Source organism: Candidatus Palauibacter sp., from assembly GCF_965213655.1.
Classification (GTDB): domain Bacteria; phylum Gemmatimonadota; class Gemmatimonadetes; order Palauibacterales; family Palauibacteraceae; genus Palauibacter.
On the sequence record NZ_CBDBZT010000002.1, the window covers coordinates 228932 to 248793 of the forward strand.

Here is a 19862-nt window from a genome sequence, read left to right on the forward strand (position 1 = left end):
TTGATTGCGTCGACAGTCAATGACATTAGACTCATGTCACGGAATCCCGGAGCCATTCCCGATGGATCAGATCACAGCGCGCGTGCCCCGCAGGATGGTCGAAGCGCTCGATGCTGCCGCAGCGGCCCTGAGACGAAGTCGGGCCGATGTCGTTCGCCACGCTCTGGAACGATACCTGGAAGACTTCGATGACCTGACGGTCGCGGTGGAACGGCTGCGCGACCCCAGCGATCCCGTGCTCGACTGGGATGAGGTCAAGGGTGGCCTACTCCGTTCGGATTAAGCGGAGCGCGGTCAAGGAGCTGGCGCGGTTCCCGAAGCACGACCGCGTGCGCATCGTGGACGCCATCGACGGTCTGGCGAAGCATCCTCACGCGGGTAGTGCCCTCAAGGGAGGCCTGCGCGGGCTCCGGCGGATCCGCGTCGGTCGCTATCGAGTGGTGTACGAGGTGCAGGATGAAGCACTCGTCGTCCTGGTCGTTCGCGTCGCGCAGCGCGGCACGGTCTACCGGCCCCTCTAAGCGACGATCCGCCGCAACCCCTGTCAGGCTGGCCGCTCCTTCGCGTTTCTCCGATAATTCCAGACCCCGCCTCGGGCCGCCCACGAAGCCGAAGGAGCGAAGGATGAAGACGAAGTTCGGAAGCGCCGCCCTGCTGGCCGCCATCGCCGCCTTTGCCGCCGCCGCGTTCGCGCCGGCCGCGGAGGCACAGACCCTGCGGCTGTCGCTCGACCACTACATGGACATGGAGTCGGTCTCCGATCCGCAGATTTCGCCCGACGGCTCGCGGATCGTGTACACCCTCGGCTGGGTGGACAAACTCAACGACCGCCGTGAGTCGTCGCTCCGGATCATGAACGCCGACGGCAGCCGGAAACGGGCGCTTCTCGAGGGAGGCGGCGCGCGCTGGTCTCCCGACGGGACCCGCATCCTGTTCACGGCTGCGGGCGAGCCCTCCGGTTCGCAGATCTTCGTGCGCTGGATGGACGATGAAGGCGCGACGAGCCAGATCACCCGCCTTGAGAACGGACCCTCGTCGCCGCGCTGGTCGCCGGACGGCAACTGGATCGCGTTCACGAGCCGCGTGGACGACCGCGCGGATTTCGAGGGCGTCGATCTCCCGTCGCGTCCCGATGGGGCGACGTGGACGGAAGGGCCCAAGATCGTCGAGCGCGCCGGCTACAAGCGCGACCGGCAGGGATACGTGGACACCGGTTGGACGCACGTGTTCGTCGTCCCGGCCACCGGGGGCACCGCCCGCCAGCTCACCGACGGAGACTGGAACCACGGCGGCATCGCCTGGAGCCCGGACGGGACCGAGATCTACTTCACCTCCTACCGGGCGCCGGATTGGGATCGTCCCTCGAACTGGCAGGAGTCGGAGATCTACGCCGTCTCCGTGACCTCCGGCGAGATCCGCCGGCTGACGAACCGGCGCGGCGCGGACTCGGGCCCCGCCCCTTCGCCGGACGGCCGTCTCATCGCCTACACGGCGGAGGACGAGCACCGCGACACGTACCGAAACAGCCGCATCTACGTGATGAACCGCGACGGCTCCGGTTCGCGGCTCATCTCCGGGGACTACGATCGCCAGTCCGGCGGCTTCCAGTGGGCCGCGGACGGGAGCGGCCTGTACTTCAACGTGAGCCGGGAAGGATACCGGCAGCTCCACTTCGTCGCGGTCGACGGCGGCGTGGCCCAGCTGACCGAGGGCATGCACCTCTTCTCCCTCTCCTCGTTCGCGGAGAACGGCACCGCGGTCGGCACGATCTCGACGGACCACGAGCCCGGGGACATCTACCGCTTCTCCCTCTCGAACCCCGAGGACGCCACGCGGCTCACGGAGGTGAACGCGGACATCCTGCACGGCGTCACGCTCGGAGAGGTGGAGGAAGTGTGGTACGAGTCGACGGACGGATTCCAGATCCAGGGCTGGATCGTGAAGCCGCCCGATTTCGATCCGAACCGCGAGTATCCCCTCATGCTGGCCATCCACGGTGGGCCGCACGGCATGTACAACGGCGGGTTCAACTTCGCCTTTCAGGAGCACGCGTCGAACGACTACGTCGTCCTCTACACGAACCCGCGCGGGAGCACGGGCTACGGCACGGAGTTCGCGAACGCGATCAACCACGACTATCCGGGCGCGGACTTCCCCGACCTCATGGGCGGCGTCGATGAGATGCTGCGTCGCGGCTACGTCGACGGGGACAACCTCTTCGTGTACGGCTGCTCCGGCGGTGGCATCCTCACCTCCTACATCGTCGGGAACACCGACCGCTTCCGCGCCGCCTCGGCCAACTGCCCGATCGTGAACTGGATGTCGGCGATGGGGACATCGGACGCGATCGGCTACCTGCGCACGTTCGAGGAACCGTTCTGGGTGGACGAGGAGGAGTGGATGGACCGGTCGTCCATCTTCTACGTGGAGAACGTGACGACGCCGACGATGCTGATGACGGGGGAGATGGATCTGCGCACACCCATGGGCCAGACCGAGGAGTTCTACCAGGCGCTCCACTACGAGGGCGTGCCGACCGTGATGGTGCGCTTCCAGGGGGAGTGGCACGGGACGAGCCGGCGGCCGTCGAACTTCCTGCGCACGCAGCTCTACCTGAGGAAGTGGTTCGAGCAGTGGGGGACACATCGGGGCGCGATCACGACGGAGGACGGAGCGGGCGGCGGCTCTTGAGCCTTCAGCAGAGGGGCGTTCGCACGGAATCGCGGATCGAGGGCGCGTTCGCCGAGCGCACGGCATTCATCCCGTTCCTGTCGAGCGGGTATCCGCGGCCGGCGGACACGCCCCGCCTGCTCGAGCGGCTGGCGGCGGATGGGGCGGACATCATCGAACTGGGGATCCCGTTCAGCGACCCGCTCGCAGACGGACCGACGATCCAGGCCGCGAGCTGGCGCGCGCTGGAGCAGGGAGTCACGGTCGAATCGGCGCTCGACCAGCTGGCCGAGATATCGGCGAATCTGCCGCCCGTCGTCGTCTTCTCCTACCTCAACCCGATCCTCCGCATGGGAGTCGAACGCTTCCTGGAGCGGGCGGAGGCCGCGGGGGCGGCGGGCCTCCTCGTCACGGATCTGCCCGTGGGTTCGCACCCGCCGCTCGAGCGTCGGCTCGCCGCCGGTTCGCTCGACCTCATCCCGCTCGCGGCCCCGACGACGCCGCGCGCTCGGCTCGAGACCATCCTCGGCCACGCCTCGGGTTTCCTGTACTACATCTCCCGCCTCGGCGTGACGGGAGCGCGGGAGGCGCTGGACGCCGCGCTTGAGGCGCAGGTGACGGGGCTCCGGAGAATGGTGCGACTGCCGGTGGCGGTGGGGTTCGGCATCTCGACCCCGGAGCAGGCGGCGGCGGTCGCGGACATGGCGGACGGCGTCGTCGTCGGGTCCGCGCTCATCGCCGCCCTGGGCCGGAGCGAGGCCGCCTTCGGAGAGCTGTCCGCCACCCTCGCCGCTGCGGTGCACCGCAGCACGTAGCGGCTACCAAGAGTCCTCATGATCCGTTGAACGAGGGAGCAGGATGACAAAGCGTGCGCTTTTTCTCGCGATGTTCGTAGCCGCGACAGCCGGGCCGGTGGCGGCACAGGACGGGTTCGGCGCAGCGGTATGGGTGCCGTCAGCGGACGAAATCCTCGTGCTGAAGCCGGAGTTCGGCCGGGGGCCGGGGTCCGTTCTGGTGTTCACGAAGGGAGACGCCGGCTGGGCTCAAGCTCAGGAACTCTGGTCGGCGGGGTCGCGGCTCGGCGAGTCTTTCGGGCGAACCATGGCGCCCGTGGACGGCGGGATTCTCGTGGCGAGCGGAGATCCGCAGGTGATGATCGGCGCGTACGGGTTCCAGCGCGCCGCGGACGGAAGCTGGGAGGAATCGGGGCAGGTGCCGCTGGGGTCCGAGGCGCCTTCCGCGCCCGAAGAGATGAGCATGGGACGGGTCATGGCGATTCTGCAGCCGCCGGCACGCGTTGTAGCCGGGGACGCCGACGTGGCGCTCGTCGCAGCACCGGCCGGAGCGGGTGCCGCGGCCGGGGTTCAACTCTACGAGCGGGGGGACGACGGGGCGTGGAGCGCGACGGCCTCGCTGGAGGTCGGAGATCTCCGGGCGACCGCGCGCTACGGGGCGGCGATGGCGGCGCGTGGCGGGCTCGCGGCGGTGAGCGCGCCGGGGCAGGGAACGTCCGGCACCGTGTACGTCTTCGCTCGCGGGGAGGACGGGAGCTGGGCCCGTGAGGTCGCGCTTGAGTCGTCCGAACTGGGGCGCGGCGCCGAGTTCGGCGCCAGCCTGCTCTTCATCACCGAGGGTGAACTGGCCGTCGGGGCGCCGTCCGCCGATGGCTCGGCCGGTCGAGTGATCCGGTTCGCCCGCGTCGCGGACGGCGAGTGGGTCGAGACCGGCGCGCTCGCGCCGAGCGAGCCGGGGGCCGGCCAGCGATTCGGGGCCGCGCTCGCCGCAACCGGAGTTGAACTGCTCGTGGGCGCTCCCGGGTCGGCGGCGGGTCGGGGGCGGGTGGACGCCTTCACCCGGGCGAGTGCCGAATCCGATTGGCGCGCCGCCGGCTCCCTTGCGCCGGAGGGGGCCGGGATGGCCGCGGCCTTCGGGGCTGCACTCGCCCTGCGCCCCGGCCTCGCCGTCATCGGGAGCCCCGAATCCGAAGGGAGCGCCGGACTTGCCGCCGTCTACGAGGCGGCGGAGGACGGCTCCTGGTCGGAGCCGGTCTGGCTGCGGCCCGGGGGCCTGCCCGCTGCGGTCACGTCGGGCGAGGTGCGCTGCGAGGACGACCGCGCGGCCGGCTTCGACTGCTCGGATGTCGACCTTCAGGCCTACCTCCCCCTCGCCTCCATCGGCGCCGAACCCGGGGAGCGCGTGAGCGACGCCTGGGGCTGGACCGACCCCGAGACCGGTCGGGAATACGGCCTCGTGGGCCGCTCGGGCGGTGCCGCGATCGTCGATGTCACCGACGCCGTGAACCCCGTGTATCTCGGCGTGATCCCGGCGAACCGCAGCGGCGCCCGCGACCTCAAGGTCTACGCGGACCACCTCTTCTTCACCGGGGACGGGGCCGGCGCGCACGGCCTCGTCGTCTTCGACCTCACGCGCCTCCGCGATATCATGAATCCCCCGCAGGAATTCGCGCCCGACCTGCGCTGGGACGGCATCGGGAGCGCCCACAACCTCATCATCGATACCGACGCGGGCACGGCGTTCACCGTCTCGACGAGCGGGGACGGGCACACCTGCGGCGGCGGGCTTGTGATGATCGACATCCGCCAGCCGCTCGCGCCGGAGTTTGCGGGCTGCTACACGGACACCGAGGGGCTCATCTTCCAGGGGCGGACCCACGACGCGCAGTGCCTCGTCTATGACGGTCCCGACCCGGATTATCAGGGCCGGGAACTGTGCTTCGCGTCGAACGAGACCGCGCTCCGGATCGTCGATGTGACGGACAAGGCGAACCCGCGCCCGATCTCAGCCGCCGCCTACCCCGGCGTGGCGTACATTCACCAGGGGTGGCTGAGTGACGACCGGCGGCACTTCTATCTGGACGACGAACTCGACGAACTCGTGGGCACCACGGACCGCACGAAGACGATCGTCTGGGACGTGACCGATCTCGACGACCCGGTCGTGGTCGCGGACTATTACGGACCGAACAACGCGACGGACCACAACCTGTACGTGAAGGGCGACCGGATGTACCAGGCCAACTATCAGGCCGGATTCCGGGTCATCGACATCAGCGACCCCGAGAACCTGCGCGAGGTCGGACACTTCGACACCACGCCGTACGGAGCCGATCCTCCGGGATTCAACGGAGCGTGGACCGCCTTCCCCTATTTCGAGAGCGGCACTGTGCTCGTGACGAGCATGCTGGAGGGCGTCTTCCTCCTGAAACCGAGACAAACGGAACTTGTCCCCTGATGGGTGACCCACTACGACGGGAGATCAGATGACGGCACACGGATGCATTGTTCACTGCGGAGGCGATGGCCCGCTCCTCGTTCGCAGTCCACTGCGCGTGCGCGGAGCGGACGCTGAAGAGACGGAAGAGGGCGTGGCCAAGCCGAAGGCCGCCCTCTGCCGGTGCGGGGAATCCACGAACAAGCCGTTCTGTGACGGCACGCACCGCGACACCGAATTCCAGGCCTCCGGGCCGATCGACACGACCCGCGCCATACCCGAGTCGGAGACGGCGGCGGGAGAGGAGGGCGGCGAACTGGTCGTCACGGCGCACGCGAACGGCCCGCTGCACTTCGATGGCGTCGTGGAGATGAGCGGCGACGGGCACGAGGGATCCGCTCGCTACCTGAAGCCATGGCTGTGCCGTTGTGGGGCTTCGAAGAACAAGCCGTTCTGCGATGGGTCGCACAAGGAGATCGGTTTCGAGGCGGAAGGCCTCTGAGGCGTGACCGAGCCACGGTCGCTCGCCTTTCATCCGCTCCTCTACATCGCGTGGGCCGACGGGGAGCTCGCGACCGAAGAGCTGGAACTTCTGCGCGAGCACCTGCGCGAGGCGGGGGTGCGCGAGGGAGCTATCGGCGAGTGGCTCGATCCCGAAGCACCGCCCTCGGCGGAGCGGCTCCTCCACCTCCTCGATGAGGTGCGGCGGCGGGCGGCGGATGTCTCACCCGAGCGAAGGCGATCCCTCACGGAACTCGGCATCGCGATCGCGGAGGCCGACGGCGAGCATCCGACGCGCGAGGAGCGTGCAGCCATCCTCCGCGTCGAGGAGGCGCTGGGCCTGGGCGGCCCGGACGCGGTGGCCACGCTGTTCGACCCGGCGCGGCCGATCGCGCCGCTTCCCGACGTCCGGCCCAGGTTCGACCCGGACGCGATGGCGCGCTTCCTCGGCGGTCCGGCTCCGGAGACCCGGGAACGCGTGTGTGCTCTCCTTTCGGACGGCCGGTTCGAGGCGGCGGCCGGTCTCGCGACGGATGACTACCGCGCACAGGTCTCGGAGTGGTGCCGGGTGCTCGCCGACGAGGGACTCGGTACCCTCAGCTACCCCGCCGAGTTCGGGGGCGGGAACGATCCCGCGGCTTTCATCGCCACCTTCGAGACGCTCGCCTTCTTCGACCTCAGCCTGCTCACGAAGTTCGGCGTCCAGTTCGGGCTCTTCGGCGGCAGCATCCACCAGCTCGGGTCGCGGCGACACCACGAGAAGTACCTGAGAGACGCGGGCACGCTGGCGCTCCCGGGGTGTTTCGCGATGAGCGAGACGCTGCACGGGTCCAACGTCTACGACATTCAGACGACGGCGGTCTACGATCCCGGGAAGCGGGAGATCGAGGTCCATACCCCGGTTCCGGGGGCGCGCAAGGACTATATCGGGAACGCCGCGCGGGACGGCCGGCTCGCCACGGTGTTCGCGCAACTGGAGGTGGAAGGGGAAGGGCGGGGCGTGCACGCGATCCTCGTCCCCATCCGCGGCGAGGACGGGGAGCCGATCCCCGGCGTGACGATCGAGGATTGCGGCGAAAAGCTCGGTCTGAACGGAGTGGACAACGGGCGCCTGCACTTCGATCGCGTGCGCGTGCCGCGTGAGAACCTCCTCGACCGCTTCGGGTCGATCGACGAGGAGGGGGCCTATCGGAGTCCGATCGCGAGCCCGGCCCGGCGCTTCTTCACCATGCTCGGCACCCTCGTGAGTGGCCGCGTGGCCGTGGGCAGCGCGGCGCTCGGCGCGACGAAGGTCGCCCTCACGATCGCGGTCCGATACGGGGCCCGGCGGCGGCAGTTCGGTCCGCCCGGCGAGCCCGAGCGCATCCTGCTCGACTATCCCGCCCACCAGCGGCGCCTCCTCCCGCGCCTCGCCACGACGTACGCGCTCAATTTCGCCCTCCACGACCTGCAAGCGGAGTACCTGGCTGCCGTCACCGCGGAAGCGGAAGCGGCGGATTCCGGCGAACCCGAACCGGGGACCGCGCGCGCGAGGGACCGCCGACGGCTCGAGGCGGCCGCGGCCGGACTCAAGGCCTGCGCCACCTGGCATGCGACGGATACCATCCAGGCGTGCCGTGAGTCGTGCGGGGGCCGCGGCTATCTCGCGAACAACCGCTTCGCGGCGCTCAAAGCCGACAGCGACGTGTTCACGACGTTCGAGGGCGACAACACCGTCCTCATGCAGCTCGTGGCGAAGGACCTCCTCACGGGCTTCCGGCAGCAGTTCGGCGATCTCGGCGCGCTCGGGATCGCGCGCTTCGCGGCGGCCCGTGCACGGCGCGCCATGACGGAGCGCAACTGGATCATCTCGCGGAAAACGAGCGAGGCGCACCTCCGCGATCCGGAGTTCCACGACGCGGTTCTCGACGCCCGCCGTTCGGATCTCGTCCTGTCGCTCGCGCGACGGATCCGGTACCGGGTCGGGGGCGGGATGACCTCCTTCGACGCCCTCACCGACTGCCAGTATCACGCGCTCACGGCCGCGCGCGCTCACGTCGAATGCGAGATCCTGCGGTCGATGATGGCGGCCGAGCGGCGGACGCCGAGTTCCGGCGTCGCCGAGTGGCTCGAGCGCCTGCGCTGTCTGTACGCGCTTGCCACGATCGAGCGCGAGGCGGCGTGGTTCCTCGAGCATGGCTACCTGGATCCTCCGAAGAGCAAGGCCATCCGCCGCATGGTGACTGCGCTCTGCGCCGAGATCCGTCCCCAGGCCATCCCCCTCGTCGACGCGTTCGACGTCCCCCGATCGTGTCTCGAAGGCTCGATCGGCCTCTGACGCCGCCGCCGGCTCGCGCGGCAACCTCGGACACACACTCCCGGGAGGAAGCATGACGGAAGCAGATCGACAACCTCCGGCCGCGTCCCGGATTTTCTCCTTTCCCTCGCGCGGGCCGAGGACCGCAGGCGTTACATGCTCACGTGGGGCTGGATCGATCTCCTCTCCAGCCTGCCCGCGATCACGGAACTGCGCGCGTTCCGGATCGGTCGCGTCCTGCGGATTCTGAGGTTCCTCCGCGCAGCGCGTGCCGCGAGGGTCGTCGGCTCGTTCTGGATGGGACGGCGGGCGCAGACCACGGCGCTCGTCGCCGTCTCCGTCGCGATCCTGACGGTGGTGGGCGCGAGTATCGCCGTCCTCTATCTCGAGCGGGCGGTGGGAGGCGAGATCGGCTCGGGTGCGGCCGCGCTGTGGTGGTCCTTCTTCACGGTCATGACCGGCCAGCAGGGCGACCCGTTCCCGGTCACGGCGGCGGGGCGCGCCATCGGCCTCGCCCTGATGACGGTCGGTGCGGCGCTCGTCGGGACGCTGACCGCCACGCTGGTGTCCTGGGTGATCCGGCCACGGGAGGACGCGAAGGATTCGCCGACTGAACGAGATCCAGGAGGAAATCGCCGCGATCCGAGCGCTCCTCGAGGCCCGCTGACTCGAAACCGTGCGCGCGGCGTGGCATACCGCCGAGACGTCTCCCGCGGGAACGTCGGCCGGGGGAGTGTTCATGCCTCTTCCATGCGCCGGGCCATCGTCTTCACGAGGTCCGAATCCGGTTTGACGAAGATCGTTTGAACGTGGGTCGGGGCCACCGTGCCCCGCGGGGATTTCCGGGGCTTGCGGACGTACTTGCGGCGCGTCCACACCACGGGAGCCGTGCCGCTGTGGCGCGCGCCGCTGTGGACCGCCGCCGCGATCGCGGCTTCGAGAAGGTCCCGGCGAGGCGGGTTCTCGTCCTTGCGCCCCCAGCGCAGGATGACGTGCGCGCCCGAGGCCTGGGACGCGTGCAGCCAGATGTCGTCCGGCGCGGAGTGGCGGAAGGTGAGGTCGTCGTTGTCACGGGCGCCGCGCCCGACGCGGATCTCCAGGCCGCCCGAGGACCGGAGCCGCGTGTAGGGAAGTCGGGTTTCCGGGCCGGCCTCCCGGCGCCCGCCCGCGCCCGAGCGGATCGGCTTTCCGCCTGCAGCGGCCCACAGCGCGTCCGACGGACCGGACTCGGCGAGCCGCTCGAGATGGGCGTCGAACTCGGCCGCTCGTTCCCGGGCCGCCGCGATCGCCTCGGGTAGCCGCTCCAGCGCGCGCTCCCGGCGCCGGGCTTCGTCGAACAAGGCCTTGGCGTTGGTGACCGCATCGCGGGCGGGGTCGAGCGCGATCTCGCGAGGGGCACCGTCGAAGCCCGGCAGCGTCACGGCGGAGGCGCCTTTCCGCACCTCATCCTTGTGTGCGAGGAGGATCTGCCCGAGGAGACGGGGCTCGTCCGGGGGGCCGGCCGCGGCCAGCTGTCGCTCCAGCGCGGCGGCGCGGCGCTGGTGCCGTTTCCGGCGGGCGCGCAGGCGCTTGCGGATCCGCGCGGCTTCGTCCCCATCGTCGTCGTCGCTGGCGGCCCCGGGGAGGGCTGTAAGGGCGGGGGCGGGGCCGCCGTCGGGAGCGAGGAGCTGCGCGGTTGCGGTGAGCAGTCCGGCGGCGGGCCCGCTGCCGGCCCCGACGGGATGCGGGTACGGCTGGGGGCCCCACGGGCGGTCGAGGACGAAGGCCGGCCGGGACGGCGTGCCCGGCGCATCGGGTGCGGCCGGGCCGTGCGGGGGCGCCGCCGCGAGCGCGTGGAGGGCCCGATATCGCGCGTACGACTCCGCCGGACCGGAGCCGGCCAGGATCCAGTCGACGTTGAGCGCGCTCGTCCACGCCCACGTCTGCAGCACGGCCCGCCGGCGATCGGGCTCGTGCCCGGACTGCCCGGCCGCGCCGGTGTCCGCCGAAGCCGGCAGGGCGGCCCATTCCGCTTCCGATGGCGGAGCGGCGATGCCGCGCCGCGCCGATGAGGGCGGCATGTAGCGCTCCCCTCGGCGCAGCGAGCGGTCGCCCGCATCCCGCGCGAGAAGGGTCGCTTCGATCTGCCACTCCGAGTCGGGGTCGGCGCGGCGGCAGTGTACGGCATTCCAGCGGCGGGTCTGGAGTTCGATCGCCAGCAGCTCCCACGGGCGCCCCGTCCGGTCGCCGAACGTGAGCAGCAGGGCGCGCTCGTCCGCCGGCGCACACGCGTCCACGAGCGACAGGCGTCCAACCCGCAGGGCCTTCCCCTCCACCCCCGACGCCGGCGCGTCGGCCCCGAGTTCGAGGACGTACCCGTGCAGCGGGTGCAGCATCGCCACGAGCCGCGATCCGTCCTCGAAGGCGAGTTCCACCGCGCGCCGCCCCGACGCCATCCGGAGGCCGGCGATGCGGACGCGGCGCCAGCGATCGAGAATCTCGCGGGCCAGGGCACAGGCGAGGAGTGAGTCGTAACGTACGGACATTGCGCCTATATTCGGGGCTCTGCGCGATCCCGACAAACTCTGCGATCGAGACAAGGCCCATTGGACCATCTTCACCCGATCATCTACGAGGCCGGCACCGAGCAGCGGCCCCCGGACTGGGCCGTGATGAGCCCGGCGCGACTTCGGCACGCACAGAGGGTCGGCACGTTGCTTTGGAATTGGGCGGACGCCCTCGGCCACGACACGAGGACGCGCATCCGATGGCGGGCGGCGGGCCTCCTGCACGACGCCCTCAAGGACGAAGACGTTGAAGCCCTCCGTCCCCTGGTGGAAGGAGCGCAGGGCTGGCCCGACCCGCTGATCCACGGTCCGGCATGCGCAAACCGGCTGCGCGCGGCAGGTGTCGGTGACGAACCCCTCCTGCGGGCGATTGCCTTTCACACGACCGGGCACCCTGACCTCTGCGCCATCGGACAGGCTCTCTACATGGCCGATTTCCTGGAGCCGGGTCGCCTCGCCTCGGGAACGGAGCGTGCCAGCCTGCGCCATCGCCTGCCCGCCGACTGGCACGCCGTCCTGATGGAGGTTGTGACCGCGAAGATCGGCATCCTGATCGATGGCGGCATCCGGATTTCGGCAGCGACGGGCGGCTTCTGGGAGGCGATCACCATCCCCGGCCCGGAAGGGTCCGGACCCTCCCGCTGACGGCCATGCGTCGGCGCGCGGGCCCGGGTTGGCGGTCGGGTTTTCGCAATTCGGAAGTAGTTGATTAGATTGTCCGGGGAGTTGCAGGGTGCAGGGTGGGTGGACGGGAGGACGGTGGCCGAGCACGGTCGACGGGTGGACGGGAGGACGACGGGAGGCGGCAAGTGCGTTCGAGGTCCAGGAGACGGTCCAGGCGGGGGACGGGGCGAGGTTCCGAGGGTCGTACCCCCTATCGGCGGCGGCAGGGTTCCTTCCAAAGAGTGGCTTCCGCATTCCGGGGACTGATCACGACGGCGATCCTCATCGGCGCCGGTGCCCTCATCGGTCTCTTCTGGGAGGAATGGAAGGTCGTGCGACTCGCGCTTCCGGCCGCGCCCGGTTTTGTGTCGGCTGTGCCCGCAGAGGGCGCGCCGGCGGGCCCGGAGACGGCCGGACGTCCCGCGCCCGCAGCTTCCCCCACCGGTGAGGCCCCCGGGCGGGTGAGCCTCGCGGACCGGATCAAGGTCGAGGTGCTCAACGGAGCCGGGGAGAGAGGTCTCGCGCGCGAGTTCGCGGACCGCCTCCGGGCTCTGGGCTTCGATGTCGTCGCGACCGGCAACGCCGACCACTTCGACTACGAGGTCACGCACGTTCTCGACCGGTCCGGTCGTCTCGGCGCCGCGGTGGAGGTCGCCCGCGGCCTGAGCACGGACTCGCTGGCCGTCGCCCTCGATCCCGAACTCTTCCTCGACGCGAGCGTCGTGGTGGGGAGCGACTGGGTCGGCCTGCTCGGGAACATCGGGAGGGACTAGCAGCCAGGCGGCTCAGCTCTCCCGCGACAGGCGGAGCTGCCCGCACGCGGCGGCGATGTCCCGTCCCCGCGGCCTTCTCACCGCGTTGCCCACCCCTCGCGCGGCGAGCGCCTCCGAAAAGCGCGTGATGGCCTCGGCGGAACTCGGACCCCACTCCGGTCGCGAGGGGATGGGATTGAAGGGGATGAGATTCACGAAGCAGATGAGCCCCCGCGCCAGCTCCGCCAGCAACTCCGCCAGCCCCGGGTCGTCGTTCACCCCCCGGATGAGCGTGTACTCGAAGCTGATACGCCGGTTCTTGTAGCTCTGATACGTGCGCAGAGCCTCGAACAGGTCGGGCAGGGGATAGCGCTTCTCGATCGGCATCAGCTCAAGCCGCAGGTCGTGGGCCGGCGCGTGCAGCGAGACCGCGAGTTCGAACGGCTCCGGGCGGCGGGCGAGTTCCAGAATCCCGGGGATGAGCCCCACCGTCGACACCGTGATCCGCCGCGCCCCGAGACCAAAGCCTCCGTGAAGAGAGGCGAGCGAGCCGATGACCCCGTCGAGGTTCGCCAGAGGTTCTCCCATCCCCATGTACACGACGTTGGAGATCGGGTTGGAGGCCGGCCGCCCCATGTCCTCGCGCGCCAAGCGCAGGGAGTCGCGGTACTGCGCCACGATCTCGGCCGCCCGCAACTGGCGCCGGAAGCCGAAGTAGCCGGTGGCGCAGAAGCGGCAGGCGAGAGCGCAACCCGCCTGCGACGAGAGGCAGAGCGTGAGGCGGTCGCGCGTCGGGATGAGCACGGACTCGACCCGCTCCCCATCCTCGAGCCGCCACAGGTGCTTCACCGTGCCGTCCCTCGAGCGCGCGACGTAGTCCGGTTCGATCGGAGTGAGGGAGAAAGCCTCGTCCAGCGCCTCACGGAGGCTGGCCGGCAGGTTCGTCATTTCGTCGAAGGAGCGCGCACCCTGCGTCCAGACCCATTCCTCCACCTGGCTCGCCCGGTACGCGGGCTCCCCGCGCGCGGCGAAGAACTCCGCCAGCCGCGTCCGCCCGCCGTCTCCCGACTCCGCGAGCAGTTCCGCTCGTGTGCTTTCCGTCATCTCCCCGCTTCTTGCTGGCGTCCCCGAAAATCGGCTATCTTCCGTGGCGTTCCCCACTTCTCAGAACCGATTCCGAGCCGACCCTTTTTCGCCGCGAGTTCCCCTGACCAAACTATCGCTACCGACCGAACGGCGTGAGCCGGCCTCCCTCGAGACCGCCTTGCGCGACGCCGGCTGCGGGCAGATCGAGGCCTCCTGGTCCGGACGCGAAGTGTCGGTCATCGGATGGGTTCACCGCCGGCGCGACCTGGGCGGACTCTTCTTCGTCGACCTGCGCGACCGGACCGGCCTGCTCCAGTTGTCCTTCGGCCCGGAGTGGTCGGACGCCGCCGCACTCGAGCTTGTGACCGCACTGAACCCGGAGGATGTCGTGCAGGCGACGGGTGTCGTCGCCCCGCGCCCCGAGGCGAACCCGGACATGCTCACGGGCGAGATCGAGATCCGCGTGTCGAGTTTCGGGAGGGTGTCCGTCTCCGACCCGCTCCCGATCCTCGTCTACCAGCCCCCGGATGAAGACCTGCCGTCGGATGAGTTGCGCCTCCGCCACCGGATCCTCGATCTGCGCCGCCCCGAGATGCAGCGCAACCTGAGGCTCCGGCACGTCGCGACGAACGCGGTGCGCGCCTCGCTCGGCGAGCAGGGCTTCATCGAGATCGAGACGCCGCTCCTCACGCGGCAGACGCCGGAGGGGGCGCGCGACTATCTCGTCCCCAGTCGCGTCCACCAGGGGCAGTTCTTCGCGCTGCCGCAGTCGCCCCAGTTGTACAAGCAGCTTCTCATGTGCGGCGGCTTCGACCGTTACTTCCAGATCGCCAGGTGCCTGCGGGACGAGGACCTGAGGGCGGACCGCCAGCCGGAGTTCACGCAGATCGACGTGGAGATGGCGTTTGTCGAGCAGGATGACGTGTTCCGGGCCGCGGAGAAGATGTTCGCGCGCATCTGGCAGGACGGGCTCGAGCGCGACCTCGACACACCGTTCCGGCGTCTCCCCCACGCACAGGCGCTGGAGCGCTACGGCACGGACAAGCCGGACCTCCGCATCCCGTGGGAGATCCGGGACTTCACGGACGCCCTCACTGGCATCGGGTTCGGCATCTTCGACGGCGCCGAGAGAGCCGGGGGGCGCGTGCGGGGACTCGTCGTGCCGGGCGGCGGGGCGCTCTCCCGCTCGCGCATCGCCCACTACGACAAGCTTGCCCAGGAGGCCGGAGCGAGGGGCGCCCTGTGGTTGAAGCGCACCGCGGACGGCTGGTCCGGTCCGCCCGCGAAGGTCGTGGGCGAGGAGGTGGCGGGGACACTTGAGGCCGAGTTCGGGGTGCGGGAGGGCGACCTCGTCTTCTTCGTCGCCGGCCGCGACGCGGAGAGTTCGCCGGCCCTCGACCGGCTGCGGCGCGCGGCGGCCCGGGAACTCGGCGCCGTGGACGAGAGCGGAGAGGGGTGGCTCTGGATCACGGAGTTCCCCCTCTACGAGCAGGATCCCGACACCGGTCTCCCCGTCCCGGCCCAGCACGCCTTCACGATGCCGGCGGACCCCGATCCCGAGCGTCTGCGGGACGACCCGCTCTCCGTGAACGCGATCGCGTACGACATCGTTTACAACGGAATCGAGTTCGCGAGCGGGAGTATCCGCTGTCACCTTCCCGAGGTACAGCGCGTAATCCTCGAGGCGACGGGACTCACGCCGGAGGAGGTCGAGGCGCGCTTCGGCTTCCTGCTCGAGGCTTTCCGCTACGGCGTCCCGCCGCACGGGGGGTTCGCGGTCGGCATGGACCGGGTCGTGGCCGAGATGGCCGGGAGCGCGTCGATCCGGGACGTGATCGCGTTCCCCAAGACGGCGGCGGCCCGGGGTCTGCTCGAGCGGTCGCCGTCATCGGTGACGCCGGCTGAACTGGAGGAACTCGGGATCTCCGTGACCGACGGAGCCGGCAGATCCGGCGAGGCTGACGAGAGCGGAGGGACCGGAAGGAGCGAGACTTGAGCGTGGCGACGGAGCGGCGCCTCTCCATCGAGGGGGCCGACCAGCAGTTGCTGGCCGGCGTGAACGACTCGAACCTCACGACGCTGGCCCGCCACTGCGACATCCGCGTCGTCCTCCGGCGCGACGAGATGATCCTTTCCGGACCCCAGGCCGACGTGGACAGCGCCTCCCCCACGGCGCGGCGCATGATCCGCTACGCGCGCCTGCGGCGTCCCTTCGATGCGGTGGATGTCGAACGTTTTCTCGCAGCGCCCCCCGACGGTGACGGTGGCTCGCGGAGCTCGAAGCATTCCGGGGGATTGCGGCCGTCCGGCGGTGCCCGCGGCTCCGGTCGCTCCGGCCGGAACAACTCCGGGACTTCCGGGGCATCCGGCGCGGCGGGCGCGGAGGGACGCCAGGCGGAAGTCGCGCTGGCGGGGGCCCGGCGCGCGATCAAGGCCAAGTCCCCGGGGCAGGACAAGTACCTGGCCGCCATGCGCGAGCGGGACATCGTCGTCGGCATCGGTCCGGCCGGCACAGGCAAAACCTATCTCGCCGTCGCCGCGGCGGTGGAGGCTCTGAACCGGAAGCGGATCCGTCGCATCATCCTCACGCGGCCCGCCGTCGAAGCCGGCGAGGCGCTGGGTTTCCTGCCCGGCGACATCCGCGAAAAGGTCGACCCCTATCTGCGGCCGCTGTACGACGCGCTCGAGGACATGATGCCCCAGGACCGTGTGCGCCGCGCGATCGAGGACGGGGTGATCGAGGTCGCCCCGCTCGCGTACATGCGCGGCCGGACGCTCTCCGACGCATTCCTCATCCTCGACGAGGCGCAGAACGCGACGACCGCCCAGATGAAGATGTTCCTCACTCGGCTCGGGCTGAACTCCAAGACGGTGATTACCGGGGACAAGACGCAGATCGACCTCCCGCGTCCCGCGGATTCGGGGCTACTGGAGATCGAGGAAGTCTTGCGCGACGTGGATGGGATCGACTTCGTGTACCTGGATGACGCGGATGTCGTCCGGCACCGACTCGTGAAGGAGATCATCCGCGCGTACCGGGAGTCCGAGCGTTGAGTTTCTTCGGCCGCGTCCGAGACTACCTGCGCCCCGTGAACCGGCCGCCGGCCGGCGGCCGCCGGGACGAGTGGGTCCACCACGGATTCCGGGCCGGCATGGTCGTCATCATCGCGGCCGCTGTCCCTCTGATGTTCCCGCAGAGCGGCCCGGGCGGCTTCGACGGCATCGACCCCGGCAGCGTCGCCCGGCAGACGATCAACGCCGACTTCGATTTCGACGTGCCCAAGGACGCGGACCGTCTCCGCGAGCAGCAGGACGAGGCGGAGGCCGCCGTGACGCCGATACTGCGCTTCGAATCCGCGCGCGCGGACAGCAGCATCGAGCGCGCGAACACCTTCTTCGCGCAACTCGATTCCGTCATCCCCGCGGCGGAAGCGCGAATTGCCGAGGAAGGACTCGAGGCGCCGGCCGGCGCCTCGCTCGTCCGGGGTGAGGTCCGGGAGGTCGCGAGCGGGATCGGGATCGACCTCTCACCCGAGGAGGTGATCGACTCGCTCCAGGTCGAATACCTCCTCGATGGGGCGTCACGCGGCCAACTGCGCGATGAGCTTGAGACGGCCTTCGAGGGACTGCACGCGGGCGTGATCCGCGGAAGTGAACTCGCGGACATCAGCTCCGTGAACGTCGTCGTGCGCGAGGCATCCTCCGGCGACGATCGCGTCCGAGCCGTCGGGGATCTCGTCCGCCTCGGCGACTTCACGCGGGCGGCTCGGGAGGGAGTTGGAGACCGGCTGCCGCCCGAAGGCGCGGAACTCTTCCAGCAACTCGTGCTCACGGCGCAGCCGACGCTGCGCATCGACCAGGACGCGACCCGTCAGGCGCGAGAACTCGCCCGTAACGCGATCCCCCAGTTCGAGGGCCTGGTGCTGGAGGGACAGCGTATCATCACCGAGAACACGGTGGTGACGGAGGAGGACTACCGCCGACTCCTCGCCTACCAGGCCCAGATCCTGGAACAGGGAGGAGCGCGCACGACATCGGGCTTCCTCCGCGACCTGGGGATGGTCCTGCTGGTCATCAGCATGCTCGGGATTCTGGTCTTCGCGACGTTCCGCTTTCGCCGCGACATCTACGAGGACCTCCCCAGCTTCACCGTGCTGCTCGGGCTCATCGTCATCGTGATGGCGTCAGCCGGCGCGGTGGCCGCCACGGGCAGTTCGCCCGCGCTCGTGCCGGTCGCGCTGGCCGGCCTCCTCGCCGCGGCGCTGTTCGACAGCCTCCTGGGTCTTGTCGTCGTGTCGACGATCACGGGGATCCTCATGGGCCAGCCGCACTTCTCGGGGCTCGCGGCGCCCATGGTAACGGTGGCGGGCGGGGTCACGGCGGCCTTCGCGGTCCACACGATCCGGACGCGTTCGCAGAGCTGGGTCCTCGTCGCGCTGATCTCAGCGTCGTACGTCGGGGCTGGCCTCCTTCTCGTCCTCACGGGCCACTACGCGCTCGGTGAAATGGGCACGACGGCGGCGTTCGGGTTCCTCAACGCCACCGTGTGCACGGGACTCGGCGTCGGCGTCGGCCTCCCGCTGCTCGAAGCCTTCACGGGACGGACGACGGAGGCGTCCCTGCTCGAACTCTCGGACATGAACCGGCCGCTCCTGAGGCGGCTGGCGCGCGAGGCGCCCGGTACGTACGCCCACTCGATCAACGTGGCGAACCTCGTGGAGGCGGCGTGCGAGGCGATCGGGGCCGACTCTCTCCAGGGGCGCGTGGGGGTCTACTACCACGACATCGGGAAGCTCGAGCGTCCGCAGTATTTCATCGAGAACCAGCCGCGGGGGCTGAACCCGCACGACCGGCTCACGCCGTGGCAGAGTGCCGAGATCCTGCGCGACCACGTGCGCCATGGGCTCGTCATGGCCGAGGAGGCGCGTCTGCCCGAGGTAGTGAAGGACTTCATTCGCGAGCACCACGGGACGCAACTGATCCGCTACTTCCTCGAGAAGGCGCGGGCCCAGGAAGGCGTCGCCGAAGTGGACCCGAGCGAGTTCGCCTACCCCGGCCCCAAGCCGCAGTCGAAAGAGACGGGCGTGGCGATGCTGGCGGACGCGGTGGAAGCCGCGTCGCGTGTCCTCTCGAACCCGAGCCCCGAACGCATCCGGGCGCTCATCGATCGTCTCGTCCAGGACCGCATCGACTACGGCGAACTCGACGACTGCCAGCTCACGTACCGCGACCTCCGCATCGTGAAGCAGGAGTTCGCGCACGTCCTCACGGGGCTCTATCACCACCGCATCGACTATCCGAAGCCCACGTTGCCGGGCGAGACGCCGAGAGAGACGCCGGCCGGACCGGGCGAGACGCCGGAAGACGAAGAGCCGGAGGAGGGCGATGTAGAGGCAGCGGCGACTGCCGGAGAGGAGGGCGTCTCGGCGCCGATCGACATCGAGCAGGCCGCCCAGGGCGACACCGGCCCCATCCCCGCCCTCGATTCGCTCCCGGATTCAGACCCGGAGCCGGCGGACGAGCCGGACCCGGAGCCGGAAGGAGTCGCCAGCGGACGAGCGGATTGACCGAACCTGTGCCGCCCAGGGTCCGCATCAACTTCCTCCCCGGTGTGAAGCAGGGTTGGCACGGTCCCTCCGAGGCTGATCTCGAGGCAGCCGCGCAGGCGGCCCTCCGCGCGGGGGACGAGGGACATGCCGAGGGCGCCGAGCTGTCCGTCACCCTTCTCCCCGCGGAAGCCATGCGGGCGCTGAACCGGGACTACCACGGGGTCGACGACGTCACGGACGTACTGGCGTTCAGGCTCGGCGAGGATCCGCTCCTCGGCGACATCTACATCTGCCCGGCCATCGCCGAGGTTTCGGCTGGCGAACTGGGGCTCGATCCGGGTGAGGAGATCCTGCGCCTCGTCATCCACGGCGTCCTTCATCTGCTCGGGCACGACCATCCCGACGACGAAGCGCGCTACGCCTCCCCCATGTTCGAACTTCAGGAGCGGCTGCTCGCGCGGCTGCTGGCCGAGTTCCGCGGCCGCGCGTAGCATTCCCCGACTTCCGCGGCCTTCCCGAAGGCCCTGACCCACGAACCGCCTGCCTCCGCGGGCCGGCGCCCGAACGA

15 protein-coding genes and 1 pseudogene are annotated in these 19862 nt (G+C 70.0%); 14 read left to right on the forward strand and 2 right to left on the reverse strand.

Annotation, left to right across the window (positions count from 1 at the left end):
* Positions 1 to 61: 61 nt before the first annotated feature.
* The 8 genes and pseudogenes from ACOOGH_RS02045 to ACOOGH_RS02080 all read left to right on the forward strand — a co-directional run.
* Entirely contained in the window at positions 62 to 283 is a 222-nt protein-coding gene (locus tag ACOOGH_RS02045) for a ribbon-helix-helix protein, CopG family (protein ID WP_420447324.1), read from the forward strand.
* Entirely contained in the window at positions 261 to 521 is a 261-nt protein-coding gene (locus ACOOGH_RS02050; protein ID WP_420447325.1) for a type II toxin-antitoxin system RelE family toxin, read from the forward strand. Before ACOOGH_RS02045 ends, ACOOGH_RS02050 begins: the two co-directional genes overlap by 23 nt.
* A gap of 103 nt (positions 522 to 624) precedes the next feature.
* Positions 625 to 2691 (forward strand): S9 family peptidase, encoded by a 2067-nt coding sequence (locus tag ACOOGH_RS02055; RefSeq protein ID WP_420447326.1) that lies wholly within the window; start codon positions 625 to 627, stop codon positions 2689 to 2691.
* Complete coding sequence (gene trpA / locus ACOOGH_RS02060; RefSeq protein ID WP_420447327.1) at positions 2688 to 3485, forward strand: tryptophan synthase subunit alpha; 798 nt, start codon at positions 2688 to 2690, stop codon at positions 3483 to 3485. The genes ACOOGH_RS02055 and trpA overlap by 4 nt, the downstream gene beginning before the upstream one ends.
* Before the next feature lie 43 nt (positions 3486 to 3528).
* Positions 3529 to 5922, forward strand: coding sequence for a choice-of-anchor B family protein (locus ACOOGH_RS02065; RefSeq protein ID WP_420447328.1), 2394 nt, complete (start codon positions 3529 to 3531; stop codon positions 5920 to 5922).
* Positions 5923 to 5950: 28 nt separating this feature from the next.
* Positions 5951 to 6403 (forward strand): CDGSH iron-sulfur domain-containing protein, encoded by a 453-nt coding sequence (locus tag ACOOGH_RS02070; protein ID WP_420447329.1) that lies wholly within the window; start codon positions 5951 to 5953, stop codon positions 6401 to 6403.
* A 3-nt stretch (positions 6404 to 6406) separates the two neighbouring features.
* A complete protein-coding gene (locus ACOOGH_RS02075; protein ID WP_420447330.1) occupies positions 6407 to 8719 on the forward strand; it encodes an acyl-CoA dehydrogenase in 2313 nt (770 codons plus the stop codon).
* A gap of 120 nt (positions 8720 to 8839) precedes the next feature.
* Positions 8840 to 9505 (forward strand): annotated as a pseudogene (locus ACOOGH_RS02080) (ion transporter); the annotation flags it as partial.
* Here the strand turns inward: ACOOGH_RS02080 and ACOOGH_RS02085 are convergent.
* Positions 9436 to 11223 (reverse strand): NFACT RNA binding domain-containing protein, encoded by a 1788-nt coding sequence (locus tag ACOOGH_RS02085; protein WP_420447331.1) that lies wholly within the window; start codon positions 11221 to 11223, stop codon positions 9436 to 9438. The pseudogene ACOOGH_RS02080 and the gene ACOOGH_RS02085 overlap by 70 nt on opposite strands.
* Before the next feature lie 60 nt (positions 11224 to 11283).
* Between ACOOGH_RS02085 and ACOOGH_RS02090 the strand changes: the two genes are divergently transcribed.
* Both ACOOGH_RS02090 and ACOOGH_RS02095 read left to right on the forward strand, forming a co-directional pair.
* Entirely contained in the window at positions 11284 to 11889 is a 606-nt protein-coding gene (locus ACOOGH_RS02090; protein WP_420447332.1) for an HD domain-containing protein, read from the forward strand.
* Between the two features lie 260 nt (positions 11890 to 12149).
* The gene (locus tag ACOOGH_RS02095; RefSeq protein WP_420447333.1) at positions 12150 to 12680 is read left to right on the forward strand and encodes a LytR C-terminal domain-containing protein; all 531 of its coding nucleotides are present in this window, start codon (positions 12150 to 12152) and stop codon (positions 12678 to 12680) included.
* A gap of 12 nt (positions 12681 to 12692) precedes the next feature.
* Here ACOOGH_RS02095 and rlmN read toward each other — a convergent pair whose 3' ends face one another.
* Positions 12693 to 13763 carry a 23S rRNA (adenine(2503)-C(2))-methyltransferase RlmN gene (gene rlmN, locus ACOOGH_RS02100; protein WP_420447334.1) on the reverse strand — a complete coding sequence of 357 codons (1071 nt, stop codon included), beginning with the start codon at positions 13761 to 13763 and terminating at the stop codon, positions 12693 to 12695.
* A gap of 160 nt (positions 13764 to 13923) precedes the next feature.
* Here rlmN and aspS point away from each other — a divergent pair, with 160 nt between their 5' ends.
* From aspS to ybeY, 4 genes are read left to right on the forward strand one after another with little or no spacing between them, the layout of a single operon-like run.
* Positions 13924 to 15741, forward strand: a complete 1818-nt coding sequence (gene aspS, locus ACOOGH_RS02105; protein ID WP_420447335.1) for an aspartate--tRNA ligase — start codon at positions 13924 to 13926, stop codon at positions 15739 to 15741.
* The gene (locus ACOOGH_RS02110; protein ID WP_420447336.1) at positions 15738 to 16799 is read left to right on the forward strand and encodes a PhoH family protein; all 1062 of its coding nucleotides are present in this window, start codon (positions 15738 to 15740) and stop codon (positions 16797 to 16799) included. Before aspS ends, ACOOGH_RS02110 begins: the two co-directional genes overlap by 4 nt.
* A complete protein-coding gene (locus ACOOGH_RS02115) occupies positions 16796 to 19312 on the forward strand; it encodes an HD family phosphohydrolase (protein WP_420447337.1) in 2517 nt (838 codons plus the stop codon). Before ACOOGH_RS02110 ends, ACOOGH_RS02115 begins: the two co-directional genes overlap by 4 nt.
* Positions 19309 to 19785, forward strand: a complete 477-nt coding sequence (ybeY, locus tag ACOOGH_RS02120; protein ID WP_420447338.1) for an rRNA maturation RNase YbeY — start codon at positions 19309 to 19311, stop codon at positions 19783 to 19785. Before ACOOGH_RS02115 ends, ybeY begins: the two co-directional genes overlap by 4 nt.
* The last annotated feature ends 77 nt before the right edge of the window (positions 19786 to 19862 follow it).